This window comes from Streptococcus pseudoporcinus LQ 940-04 (assembly GCF_000188035.1).
In the GTDB taxonomy this organism is placed as follows: domain Bacteria; phylum Bacillota; class Bacilli; order Lactobacillales; family Streptococcaceae; genus Streptococcus; species Streptococcus pseudoporcinus.
Genome location: NZ_AEUY02000005.1, coordinates 1,657,760 through 1,670,276, shown reverse-complemented (window position 1 = coordinate 1,670,276; position 12,517 = coordinate 1,657,760). Strand labels below are relative to the sequence as shown.

Genomic DNA, 12,517 nt, shown 5'->3' with positions numbered 1-12,517 from the left:
TGGCCTTGTAGACATGCAAGGCTTTTTACAATTTACAAACTTTCTTAAAAGTTTTATAATAGTCTGCAGAAAAGGAGACGATATGTTATTAATCCAGAAGAAGGTTCCAGGTGTTCTCATTTGTTTGATGATTGCTATTCCAGCCTGGTTCTTAGGTCAGGCTGTGCCTATTATCGGCGGTCCTGTTTTTGGGATCCTATTAGGTATGCTTCTTGCTTTCTTTTACCACCGTCGTGATAGAGGCCAAGATGGGATAGCCTTTACTTCCAAGTATATCTTACAAGTAGCAGTGGTTCTTTTAGGCTTTGGTCTTAATCTGACACAAGTTGTAGCAGTTGGTCTTTCTTCTTTACCTATCATTGTATCAACAATCGTGACAGCTTTACTTGTCGCTTTTTTCCTGCAAAAGGCCTTACGAATTGATGCCCACACGGCAACTTTAGTTGGAGTGGGTTCCTCTATTTGTGGTGGTTCAGCTATTGCGGCAACGGCACCTGTCATAGGTGCTAAAGATGATGAGATTGCTAAGGCCATCTCTGTCATTTTTCTTTTTAATATTATTGCCGCTCTTCTCTTTCCGAGTTTGGGTCAACTATTAGGTTTGTCTAACCATGGCTTTGCTCTTTTTGCGGGTACAGCTGTTAATGATACATCGTCAGTCACAGCAACTGCAGCTTCTTGGGATGCTTTGCACCAGGCTAATACTCTGGACGAGGCCACCATTGTTAAATTAACACGGACGCTAGCTATTATTCCTATCACCTTAGGATTAGCCTCTTATAAAGTCAGAAAAGAGAAAGAGTCACCTGCTCAAAAAGATTTTAATTGGAAGAAAGCCTTTCCGACCTTCATTCTTTTCTTTTTAGTGGCGTCCTTAATCACAACCATGATTTCAGCTTTGGGAATGGACCTAGCTTTATTTGAAAGCTTAAAAATACTCTCAAAATTTTTTATTGTCATGGCTATGGTGGCTATTGGTCTCAATACCAATTTAGTGACATTAGTTAAAAGTGGTGGAAAAGCTATTATCCTAGGGGCTTGTTGTTGGGGTGCAATTACTTTTGTGAGCCTTCTGATGCAAGTTTTATTAGGGGTTTGGTAGGTCTAACTAGTCATTGGAGAATGGCTAGTTTTTTGTTTTCTAGTCTTATTTTGGGGGATAAAGCTAGGACTTGCAGGACCTCTGAACTTTTGATAGTCTATTAATAATAGAAAGATTTTGTACGAAGGTGGTGGGACTATGGCTGTGCTTAAAAAGGTGGTTTTTTTTAGTTTAGAAATCATTGTCTTTACGGTTTTTATTTTTAATCTAGCAACTTTGTTTCCCATTCCTTACCTTGGTTCCATTGCTAACCATTACACGGTGCCCTATGTTCGCATCTGGCTTCCTCTCTTATTTATCTTATGCTTGATTAGTCTTTATGTGTCATTAAGCCATAAGAAGAGTAAGTGGCCTCTTGTTAATGCCATTATTGCTTCTCTGAGTTTAATGATGGGCATTTATATCATTCTCATGATTCAGACCCATGTTAATCAGTTAGGTGGTGGGATTTCTTTTTTAAAATCCTATCAGGTAGAAGATACTTCAGGTATTTCTGTAGATGTTAAGACTTATAGTAGCTCGGAATTAGGAGATGTCAAATTAAACGTCTATTATAAGGAAAATAATGTAAAAAATAAGCCTGTTCTTGTCTATATTCATGGGGGAGGTTGGATTGCAGGGCATCGCTCTTCTCATTCTTACTATTGGAAAAGTTTTGCCAGAGACAATTACGTAGTGGTTAGTTTAGACTATAACCTTTCTAATAAAGAGCGTCACCTATCTGATAGCACAGAAAAACAATTAACCAAAGGTTTTGCCTGGATTGCCAACAACATTGAAAATTATGGGGGTTCGACTGAACGTCTTTACACGACGGGAGTTTCAGCTGGTGGTAATTTAGCTCTTGAACTTTCTTATAAAATTAATAGCGGTGTTTATAAATGGGCAGACGGTACTAGACTACCCAAAATAACTGCGGTGGCGGTGTCCTATCCTGTTGCCAGTCCCAAAGCTTTTTATGAGAATAGTGACCTGGTTAAGGGAGATATTGCCAAGTATATGGTTGTGTCCTATCTAGGAGGACGTCCGGATCAGTTGCCTCATAAATATGCTCAACTGACGCCTAAAAATGCCATTTCACCCCAAAGTCCGCCAACCTTGTTAATGGCAGGACAGCGTGATACCTTGGTTCCTCAGGAGCCTACCTACCATTTGGCCCAAGTTCTGACAAAAAAGAAGATTCCAAATAAACTGGTTATCATTCCTTTTACAAATCATGCCTATGATCGGATTAATGGTAATCTGGGGAGTCAGGCTTATTTAAACCTAAGTAAAGACTGGTTTAAAACCTATCCTGAAAAGGCAGGTGGGCATAAGCAGTAAACTATTTTCTAAAGGTTAATTATGTTAGACTAATAGTATAATCAGGGTCACTTATCAGTATTAAAAGGAGATTTCGTGAGAAAATATTTACAAGAATTTGAAAAAGAAGTTTCAGACTATTTAGAGATGATTTTGTCCTTCATCTTGATGCTTGCTATGGCTTTCTTTGCCTTTGCACTTTTGCAAGATATGACTGGTTTTATGTCTAGTAGTATAGATGATTTAGAATTATTTGATCTTGTTCTGGCTAGAGCTATGGCACTAGCAGTTGGCATTGAGTTGATAAAGATGATTTCAAACCCTAGTCCCAAAACAGTAATTGAAGTCCTTTTGTTTGCCTTAACCCGTCAGTTGATTGTTGACCATCCTAACATGTTAAACTTTCTCTTTGGTATTATAGCTGTAGCTGTTTTGTTTGCTATTCGTAGGTATCTCTTTGTCAAAATGGACAATGCGACTCATATGGTGGTTCGTGGTAGTTATAAGTTGAAAATGGTTAATATCCTGGCACGAACTCATATTCAAGGCGAAAAAGAAGATACCCTAGCTAGTTTGATCATGCGTCACTTAAAAGCTGACCATAAGACGGTTTCGGTTGGATCAGTTGTTTATTTGGAAAACCTTGCTTTAAGAGTTGATAAAATGCATGGTGATGTGATAAGTCGGGTTGAAATTATTAAATATGATTATTAAAAAGTGGCTTAGTTTAACTGAGCTGCTTCTTTATTTTCAAGAATCAAGCTGGGGAATAAGAAAGAAGTGATAATTTAAAGATTTCTGAAAAATTCATGATAAGACTTACAACTTGTCCTAAAATCAGGTAAACTGGTTTCTAAAGTATTAATAGTTAGTGATAAACTAGCAAGCTTTAGGAGGAGTTATTTATGAAAGAAAAATTGACTTATTTGCAACCCTATGCCATCTCATTATTGAGGATTGTAGCAGGTTATATGATAATGTTCCATGGCTTAGATAAAGTTTTTGGACTTTTTGGTGGTAAGGTTCCTTTAGCATCTTTAATGGGAATTGGTGGCCTTATTGAATTGCTTGCAGGCTTATTGATAATGATTGGACTTGGAACACGGTTAGCTTCTTTTATACTCTCTGGACAAATGGCAGTTGCATACGTCATGTTTCATGGCTTAGCGGGAAATATTTTCTTGCCTTCAGTCAATAAAGGCGAATTAGCAGCTTTGTATGCCTTTGTTTTCTTGCTTTTTGTTTTCACAGGAAGTGGTGTATTAGGTCTCGATAACTTCTTGTCAAAAAACAAGTCACTATAAGAGGAAAGAGCCTGTAAAAGGCTCTTTTTTAAGTCTTCAGTAGTTGAACATAAGCCGTTATAGCAAGAAGGCTAAGTATTGCTAGACAAATAGGAGATAATAGAAGCTAGTCGTTTTTCTCTCACTATTTTTTTGTGTTATAATGGTTAAAATTTCTCTTGATTACTTTTGAAAGGATTTCAATGACATACCAATTTTTATTATTTGACCTTGATCACACCTTACTGGACTTTGATAAGGCAGAAGATATGGCACTAACTGCCTTGTTAAAAGAATGTAAAGTAACAGATATTCAAGCCTATAAAGATTATTATAGTCCCATGAACAAAGCAATGTGGAGAGGCCTAGAGCTTAAACTATTAAGTAAAAAAGAGCTGGTTAATACCCGGTTCACCAAATTATTTGAGCATTTTGGTCATACTGTTGATGGTGTTTATCTGGCAGAAAGGTATCAGGCACATCTTAAAAACCAGGGACAAAGTTATCCTGGGGCTAAAGCCTTATTGGAGACCTTGAAGGCAGCTGGTTTTGCTATTTATGCAGCGACCAACGGGCTTAGTCAGGTTCAGACTAGCCGTTTAGAAAAATCAGGTTTAGCAGTATTTTTTGAAAAGGTTTTTGTTTCGGAATCCTCTGGCAGCCAAAAGCCTGATAAAGCTTTTTATGACTGGATAGGTGATCAAATTCCTAATTTTAATCCAGCAGAAGCTTTAATGATTGGCGATAGTCTGACTGCTGATATTCAAGGGGGGATCAATGCTGGTATTGATACGGTTTGGTACAATCCCAAATGCTTAGACAATCAAAGTTCTGTTCAAGCCACCTATCAAGTTAGTCATTATCAAGAGCTCCTAGCCATTCTTCATTTAAATGAAACCTAGTTGTTTTAAGGGATTACTAGCATATTTGTCCTGACTTTCCTAGTCCAATAGGGCTTAGTGCTAAGTCCTTTTTTGATAAGTTTAAAATGTTTTAGAAATTATTAGATTTCCATAGCGTATTTTTGAAATCGGTATCATTTTCTGATAGACTTTAATTAATAACAAAAGGAGGCTTATTATGGCTTATAAAACAATTTACCCTTTTACAAATGAAGTTCTTAAAGAATATGAGAACACTAGCGATGCACAATTAGAAGAGGTGCTTGAAAGAGCCCACAAGCTTTACAAGGAATGGCGTCAGAATGACCATTTAGAAGAACGTAAGGAGCAATTGCATCAAGTTGCAAGTATCTTACGACGTGATCGGGACAAGTATGCGGAAATCTTGACCAAAGATATGGGAAAACTTTTCACCGAAGCTCAAGGTGAAATTGAGCTTTGTGCCGATATTGCCGATTACTACGCTGATAATGCTGATCACTTTTTAGAAGCAACACCACTTGCTACTGATAGTGGCGAAGCCTACTACATCAAACAAGCTACAGGTGTTGTGCTTGCGGTTGAACCGTGGAACTTTCCATATTATCAAATCATGCGTGTCTTTGCGCCAAACTTTATCGTTGGTAATCCAATGGTCTTAAAACATGCTTCAATCTGTCCTTGGTCAGCTCAATCTTTTGAAGAGTTAGTTAGTGAAGCGGGAGCTGAAAAGGGGGCTTTCACTAACCTCTTTGTCTCTTATGATCAAGTTTCAACAATTATTGCTGATAAACGTATTGTCGGGGTCTGCTTAACCGGCTCTGAACGTGGTGGTGCGTCTATTGCGGAAGAAGCAGGTAAAAACTTGAAGAAAACAACCCTTGAACTAGGGGGCGATGATGCCTTTATTGTTCTTGATGATGCTGATTGGGATGAATTAGAAAAAGTGCTTTTCTTCTCACGTTTATATAATGCTGGTCAAGTATGTACCTCTTCAAAACGCTTTATTGTCCTTGAAAAAGACTATGACCGTTTCAAAGAATTGTTGACTAAGGTTTTCAAAACAGCTAAATGGGGTGACCCAATGGACCCAGAAACAAGCTTGGCACCATTGTCATCAGCTCAAGCTAAAGAAGATGTTTTAAAACAAATCAAGTTAGCGGTTGACAATGGGGCGGAATTGGTTTACGGTGGCGATGCTATTGACCATCCAGGTAACTTTGTCATGCCAACAATTATTGCTGGTTTGACAAAAGATAATCCAATCTACTATCAAGAGATCTTTGGACCAGTTGGCCAAATCTATAAAGTGGCTTCAGAAGAAGAAGCCATTGAAGTGGCAAATGATTCTAATTATGGTCTTGGTGGAACAATCTTCAGTAGCAATAAAGAACATGCAGAAGCGGTAGCCGCTAAAATTGAAACTGGTATGTCCTTCATCAATTCAGGCTGGGCTTCACTTCCAGAACTGCCATTTGGTGGTATTAAAAATTCAGGTTACGGCCGTGAGTTGAGTGAACTAGGTTTTAACGCATTTGTCAACGAACACCTAATCTACACACCAAAAAAATAAGAGGGTTGACTAAAATAACTGAAGGCTTAGAGGGAAACTTTTAAGCCTTCTTTTTTTAAGAAAAGGAGTTACTCTTGGCCTCAAAGTCTTTGCTATTGATATGTCTGGAATATTCTTAAATAATCAGAAGGATTAGGAAATGTTGGCTATGGCTGGTAATTCCCACCTTAAATGTGGCTAAGAAAGTTAGGGAAGTAGCAATCCTTATCACGTCGAGTAGTAGTGATTGTGGTGTGATGGCAGTGATGAAAAAGGTTACAGATACTTAAGGTAGCTTCCTGCGGATTTATAAGAGCTGATAAGGTCAGCTTTTTTTTGGGGCAAAAGTTTAAAAATTTGGTAAAATAAGGACATGAATGAACTGATCAAACACAAATTAGAATTGCTACCAGACAATCCTGGTTGCTATTTACATAAAGATAAGAATGGCACTATTATTTATGTTGGGAAAGCCAAAAATCTGCGAAATCGTGTTCGCTCTTATTTCAGAGGGAGTCATGACACTAAAACGGAGATGTTGGTGTCAGAGATTGCTGATTTTGAGTTTATCGTGACGGGGTCAAATACTGAGGCCCTACTTTTGGAAATTAATCTGATCCAGAAAAATATGCCCAAGTATAACATTAAACTCAAGGACGATAAATCCTATCCTTTCATCAAAATCACGAATGAGCTGTTTCCACGTTTACTGATTACGCGCCAAATTAAAAAGAATGATGGCCTTTATTTTGGTCCCTATCCAGATTCTTATACAGCTAATGAAGTTAAAAAGTTACTTGATCGTATTTTCCCTTTTAAAAAATGCACAAATCCAGTCAATAAAGTTTGTTTTTACTACCATTTGGGGCAATGTAAGGCTCATACGATTTGTCATACTGACAAAGCTTACTGGGATGGATTGGTTGAAGATGTTAAGCTTTTTTTAAACGGTAAAGATGATAAAATTGTTGATAATCTAAAAGAAAAAATGACTCTAGCTGCTGAAAATATGGAATTTGAACGGGCGGCGGAATTTCGTGATTTAATTTCTGGGATAGCTAAGCTCCGAACTAAACAACGAATAATGAGTAAGGACCTAAAAGATCGGGATATCTTTGGTTACTATGTGGACAAAGGTTGGATGTGCGTGCAAGTTTTTTTTGTTCGTCAGGGAAAACTCATACAGCGGGACGTGAATATGTTTCCTTACTATAATGAAGCAGAAGATGATTTTTTGACTTATATAGGTCAATTTTATCAGGATAAAAGGCACTTTATCCCAAGAGAAATCTTTATTCCTGCTGAGGTGGATCAAGAATTGGTTGAAGCAATTGTTCCTACTAAAGTCATCAAACCCCAAAAGGGTGAGAAGAAGCAACTGGTTGCCTTGGCAACAAAAAATGCCCGTGTTAGTTTGCAACAAAAATTTGACCTTTTAGAGAAAGATTTGAAGAAAACACAGGGAGCTATTGAAAGCCTTGGACAACTAATGGGGATAGCTCGTCCTGAAAGAATTGAAGCTTTTGATAACTCCAATATTCAAGGAACAAGTCCTGTTGCTGCTATGGTGGTTTTTGTTGATGGTAAGGCTAGTAAGAAAGATTACCGTAAGTTTAAGATTAAAACAGTCCATGGTCCAGATGACTATGCCAGTATGCGCGAGGTAATCTACAGGCGTTATAGTCGTGTTTTAAAAGATGACCTTATCGCACCTGATTTGATTATCATTGATGGTGGTCCTGGTCAGGTTAATATTGCAAAAGAGGTGGTCCATGGTCAGCTCGGTCTTTCCATTCCGATTGCCGGCTTGCAAAAAAATGATAAGCATCAGACGCAGGAATTGCTTTTTGGAGACCCATTAGCTGTCATTGATCTTCCTAGAAATTCAGAGGTCTTTTTCTTGCTTCATCGGATTCAAGATGAGGTTCACCGCTTTGCTATTACCTTCCACCGTCAGGTTCGAAGTAAGAATTCATTCTCTTCAAAATTGGATGGGATAGGCGGTCTTGGTCCAAAGCGTAAGCAAGTACTTTTGAAACATTTTAAGAGTCTAACAGCTATTCGTCAAGCCAGTCTAGATGATATTACCTCCTTGGGCATTCCCCAAAAAGTCGCCCAAACATTGCTGGCATCTTTTAATAGTTAGCCTTACAAAAAACCTCTACTTACAATAGAATAAGTAGAGGTTCTTTTATCTTACTTTAAAAAGACTATTTTTGACTTTCTTGAACTTCTTTGAGAAGTTGAGAGAAGGGTTTTAAGCCTTGAGCCTTATAGGTTTCGGTAAAGCTTTTAATTGTTTCTGGGCTAAAGGTGTTAGGGTCTAGCTTTAATTGTTCAACAGGAAGTGGTCGTTCATTTGCGATTTTAACATCTATAACGATAGGGCCGTCTGTTTGACTGGCCTCCTTAAAGGCAGTTTCTAAATCATCACGGGTTCGTACTTCAAAGCCTTTGGCTCCCATAGCGGTTGCAGCCTCACCAAAATTGATGTCAATGAGGTCAATGCCAGAATGTGGCTGAGGCATATCATCTTGTTCAGCTTCTATGAAGCCTAGACTTTCATTGGTTAAAATAACGTTAATGATTGGCAGCTTATATTTAACGGCTGTGGCAATATCTTGCATATTCATTGTCCAACCGCCATCGCCGGAGATTGACCAGACTTGCCGGTTTGGAAAAGCTGCTTGGGCACCAATGGCTGCAGGCAGTGCGTAGCCCATAGTTGCATACCAACCACTGGTTGTGAATGCTTGTTGATCATTCATTTTTAAGTACCTTACAGCATCAATGGTAACATTACCGACATCTATTTGGAAAATAGCATCTTTAGTTGCCAAGTCGTTGATGGCTTTAAAGACTGGTTCAACACGTAGGGGTTCTTGTGTGTCCGCTTCAAAGGATTTTACCCACTGTTCCCAATTTTTTTTATTTGAAATAGCGACCTGATACCAGTCTGTAATAGGTAAGTCTTCTCCTTTTTCCAGAAGGGCCTTTATGGTTTTCTTAGCGTCTGCTAAAATAGCCAGGTCAACATGATGACGACGACCAAATTTGGTACCATCAATGTCTACCTGTATGTATTTGGCTTTTTCCTGCGTAAATAGCCCTTGGAATGGCATATCTGTCCCGAATGTGATAATTGTATCAGCTTCTTGTAGCATTTCGACACCTGGTTTTGTAGCTACTCTACCTGCAGAACCCATATATAAATCAAAGTTATCTGGGATAATACCTTTTGCAGGAGCTGAACTTAGGATAGGCGCCTTTAATTGTTTTGCAAGAGCCATGATATCTTGACGCGCTCCCTTAGTTCCAAGACCTATATATATCAAGGGACGTTTTGCCTCTTGTAAAATGGCTAGCGCTTTTTCAACTAAAGAAGGACTTGGCTCAGGAAGGATTGGTTTTTGGTAGTGGCTGGCTGTGCTAGTATACTTATCTTCAATTTCTTGCCAACCTAAATCCTTAGGAATAGTAACAAGGGCTACCCCTTTATGGGCATAAGCTTGGCGGATTGCTTCATCGACCACATAGGGCATTTGCTCGGCAGTCATGACTGTTCGATTATAAACAGCTACATCTTCAAAGATTGGGTTTTCATTTAACTCTTGGAAGTATGACTTATTCATATTGGAAGTAGGAACTTGTCCAATCAATGCAAGTAGAGGCAGGCCGTCATGCTTTGCATCATATAAACCGTTCAGGAGGTGTACAGCTCCTGGGCCAGCAGAACCAAAGGTAACAGCAATCTTACCTGTAACTTTTGCTTCACCAACCGCAGCCAAAGCACCGGCTTCCTCATGACGAACTTGGACAAATCTGATAGTGTCTTGGCGATTATGTAAGACATTCATAGTGAAATCAAAAGAACCACTAGGTAAACCATATATGGTTTTGACACCCCATTCTTCAATGACCTTAATCATGGCATCTGATGCATTTATCTTAGACATTGTTTTTTCCTCCTTATCTTTTATAGTTACAGTTTAAAATTTAAAAATGGATTTAGTAAACGAAAAGAACTAATTAGTAATAAGTGACTTTTTAAGGGTCAAATAATCTAAAATATGATAGAATAAAGTGTGAAAATACTTTAAACAGATTGGAATTTTTTCTATGAAATTTCTCGAATTAAACAAAAAACGACATGCTGTAAAATCTTTTAACGATAAACCCGTTGACTACAAGGATTTACGAACTGCCATTGAGATTGCTACCTTGGCGCCTAGCGCTAATAATATTCAACCTTGGAAGTTTGTTGTTGTTAAAGATAAAAAAGCTGACCTAGCTAAGGATATGGTTCTTGGTAATAAAGTACAGGTTGAACAAGCCCAGTATGTTGTGGCACTCTTCTCAGATACTGATTTGATTCAAAGATCACGCAAGATAGCAAGGGTAGGTGTCAAATCACTACCTGATGACTTAATTGGTTATTATATGGAAACCTTACCACCACGTTATGCTAAATTTGATGATCTTAAAAGAGCAGAATACTTAGCATTTAATTCTGGTTTGGTTGCTATGAATTTAGTCTTAGCTTTAACTGATCAACATATTGCTTCCAATATGATTCTAGGTTTCGATAAGACAAAAACAAATGACATATTAGATATTGATAAGCGTTTCCGTCCAGAAATTTTGATTACAGTTGGTTACACTGATGATGTGGTTGAACCTAGCTATCGTTTACCGGTCGACGAATTAATTGAGCGCCGTTAAGGGGTAAGAAAATTCTGTTCAAACGTGTTATAATAGCAATAATAATTGACTAAGTAAGATAAGGAAGTTGTCTGATGGCAATACACCTTATCCACTTTTTTAGAAATAAAGGAGACTAATTGATGATTGATTTTAAAGCTGAAGTTGAGAGTCGTAAAGAAGCAATGCTTGAAGATTTAATTCAGTTACTTCGGATTAATTCAGAACGTGACGATTCCTTAGCTGACGACAAACACCCATTTGGACCAGGCCCTGTTCGAGCATTAGAGCATTTTTTAGCTATGGCTGAACGTGATGGTTACAAAACACGTAACATTGATAACTATGCTGGTGATTTCGAATTTGGAGAAGGTGAAGAGGTTCTCGGTATTTTTGGACATTTAGATGTTGTCCCTGCTGGTAGCGGTTGGGATACAGATCCTTATGAACCTGTTATTAAAGATAATAAACTTTATGCGCGTGGGTCATCAGATGATAAGGGACCAACCTTGGCTTGTTATTATGCCTTAAAAATTATTAAAGAGCTAGGTTTACCAGTTTCTAAAAAGGTTCGTTTCGTTGTTGGAACAGACGAAGAATCCGGTTGGGGTGACATGGATTACTATTTTGCCCATAATGGCTTGAAGGACCCAGATTTTGGCTTCTCACCTGATGCTGAGTTTCCCATCATCAACGGTGAAAAAGGAAATATCACTGAATACCTTCATTTTGGTGGGGAAAATAGCGGTGCCTTTGTCTTGAACCGTTTTAAAGGCGGCCTACGTGAAAATATGGTTCCAGAGTCAGCTACCGCTTTAATAGAATCAGCTCATCCTTTTAATGTCTTGTCGGCAGCATTTGAACAATTTTTAGCCGACCATCAAGTAACAGGTGACCTTAAAGACCATGGTCAAGAAGTAGAAGTAACAATTATTGGCAAGTCAGCCCATGGTTCTACACCTGAGTCAGGGATTAATGGGGCAACGCTTTTAGCTAAATTCTTGAGTCAGTTTTCATTTGAAGGCCCTGCGGAAGCTTTCTTACGCATTGCTGGTATAACATTACACGAAGATTTTGATGCTAAAAAACTTGGTCTTGCTTACACAGATGATAAAATGGGGCCTTTAAGTATGAATGCTGGTGTCTTTAATTTTGATAAGACTTCAGAGGATAACACTATTGCCTTAAATTTCCGTTATCCAAAAGGAATTGATGCTCAAGTACTCAAAGTTGGACTTGAACAACTTAAAGGAATCAAAGAAGTGACTCTATCTAGCCATGAACATGTGCCACATTACGTGCCAATGGATGATGAATTAGTTGCTACACTTCTTAAGGTTTATGAAAAACAAACAGGACTTGAAGGCTATGAACAGGTTATTGGTGGTGGAACATTTGGACGTCTCCTTAAACGTGGCGTAGCATTTGGAGCCATGTTCCCTGGTGATGAAAACACGATGCATCAGGCTAATGAGTATATGCCATTAGAGAATATCTATAGATCAGCTGCTATCTATGCGGAAGCTATCTATGAGTTGATTAAATAATAAAAGGAGCCTCATCAAGGCTCCTTTTATTATTATATGTAGCTTTTAGTCTGTTTCCCTCCGAAGGTGTGAAATAATAAACCACCAAACCACCTGCTATGCGGGTGCGCATCAAGGTTATTAGTGTGAAAATGGCTTACCTTTTGCCC

General features: G+C 38.3%; 10 protein-coding genes. 9 read left to right on the top strand and 1 reads right to left on the bottom strand.

Translation table 11 applies throughout. The annotated features are described in order from the left end of the window. The first annotated feature begins 82 nt into the window (after positions 1-82). The 7 genes from STRPS_RS09550 to uvrC all read left to right on the top strand — a co-directional run bounded on the left by STRPS_RS09550 (position 83) and on the right by uvrC (position 8,266). A complete protein-coding gene (locus STRPS_RS09550; protein ID WP_007893146.1) occupies positions 83-1,102 on the top strand; it encodes a YeiH family protein in 1,020 nt (339 codons plus the stop codon). 138 nt (positions 1,103-1,240) lie between these two features. After that, positions 1,241-2,425, top strand: a complete 1,185-nt coding sequence (locus STRPS_RS09545; RefSeq protein WP_007893101.1) for an alpha/beta hydrolase fold domain-containing protein — start codon at positions 1,241-1,243, stop codon at positions 2,423-2,425. A 75-nt stretch (positions 2,426-2,500) separates the two neighbouring features. Continuing rightward, complete coding sequence (locus STRPS_RS09540; protein WP_007893032.1) at positions 2,501-3,118, top strand: transporter associated domain-containing protein; 618 nt, start codon at positions 2,501-2,503, stop codon at positions 3,116-3,118. A 191-nt stretch (positions 3,119-3,309) separates the two neighbouring features. Further along, complete coding sequence (locus tag STRPS_RS09535; RefSeq protein ID WP_007893256.1) at positions 3,310-3,708, top strand: DoxX family protein; 399 nt, start codon at positions 3,310-3,312, stop codon at positions 3,706-3,708. Positions 3,709-3,890: 182 nt separating this feature from the next. Then, positions 3,891-4,589 carry a pyrimidine 5'-nucleotidase PynA gene (gene pynA, locus STRPS_RS09530; protein ID WP_007893071.1) on the top strand — a complete coding sequence of 233 codons (699 nt, stop codon included), beginning with the start codon at positions 3,891-3,893 and terminating at the stop codon, positions 4,587-4,589. A gap of 178 nt (positions 4,590-4,767) precedes the next feature. Then, positions 4,768-6,141, top strand: a complete 1,374-nt coding sequence (locus STRPS_RS09525) for an NAD-dependent succinate-semialdehyde dehydrogenase (protein WP_007893188.1) — start codon at positions 4,768-4,770, stop codon at positions 6,139-6,141. Between the two features lie 352 nt (positions 6,142-6,493). Further along, the gene (uvrC, locus tag STRPS_RS09520; RefSeq protein WP_007893077.1) at positions 6,494-8,266 is read left to right on the top strand and encodes an excinuclease ABC subunit UvrC; all 1,773 of its coding nucleotides are present in this window, start codon (positions 6,494-6,496) and stop codon (positions 8,264-8,266) included. Between the two features lie 64 nt (positions 8,267-8,330). Here the strand turns inward: uvrC and spxB are convergent, their stop codons facing one another. Further along, the gene (spxB, locus tag STRPS_RS09515; RefSeq protein ID WP_007893399.1) at positions 8,331-10,076 is read right to left on the bottom strand and encodes a pyruvate oxidase; all 1,746 of its coding nucleotides are present in this window, start codon (positions 10,074-10,076) and stop codon (positions 8,331-8,333) included. A 163-nt stretch (positions 10,077-10,239) separates the two neighbouring features. Between spxB and STRPS_RS09510 the strand changes: the two genes are divergently transcribed. Further along, positions 10,240-10,842 (top strand): nitroreductase family protein, encoded by a 603-nt coding sequence (locus STRPS_RS09510; RefSeq protein ID WP_007893191.1) that lies wholly within the window; start codon positions 10,240-10,242, stop codon positions 10,840-10,842. A gap of 122 nt (positions 10,843-10,964) precedes the next feature. Continuing rightward, positions 10,965-12,368: a dipeptidase PepV gene (gene pepV, locus STRPS_RS09505; protein ID WP_007893170.1), complete on the top strand. Its 1,404-nt coding sequence runs from the start codon at positions 10,965-10,967 to the stop codon at positions 12,366-12,368. Positions 12,369-12,517 lie beyond the last annotated feature (149 nt).

Excerpts from the sequence above, each read along its gene's own strand:
- pynA (WP_007893071.1), top strand. The coding sequence starts at position 3,891 with ATGACATACCAATTTTTATTATTTGACCTTGATCACACCTTACTGGAC.
- STRPS_RS09510 (WP_007893191.1), top strand. The coding sequence starts at position 10,240 with ATGAAATTTCTCGAATTAAACAAAAAACGACATGCTGTAAAATCTTTT.
- spxB (WP_007893399.1), bottom strand. The coding sequence starts at position 10,076 with ATGTCTAAGATAAATGCATCAGATGCCATGATTAAGGTCATTGAAGAA.
- STRPS_RS09550 (WP_007893146.1), top strand. The coding sequence starts at position 83 with ATGTTATTAATCCAGAAGAAGGTTCCAGGTGTTCTCATTTGTTTGATG.
- STRPS_RS09525 (WP_007893188.1), top strand. The coding sequence starts at position 4,768 with ATGGCTTATAAAACAATTTACCCTTTTACAAATGAAGTTCTTAAAGAA.
- uvrC (WP_007893077.1), top strand. The coding sequence starts at position 6,494 with ATGAATGAACTGATCAAACACAAATTAGAATTGCTACCAGACAATCCT.
- STRPS_RS09545 (WP_007893101.1), top strand. The coding sequence starts at position 1,241 with ATGGCTGTGCTTAAAAAGGTGGTTTTTTTTAGTTTAGAAATCATTGTC.
- pepV (WP_007893170.1), top strand. The coding sequence starts at position 10,965 with ATGATTGATTTTAAAGCTGAAGTTGAGAGTCGTAAAGAAGCAATGCTT.
- STRPS_RS09535 (WP_007893256.1), top strand. The coding sequence starts at position 3,310 with ATGAAAGAAAAATTGACTTATTTGCAACCCTATGCCATCTCATTATTG.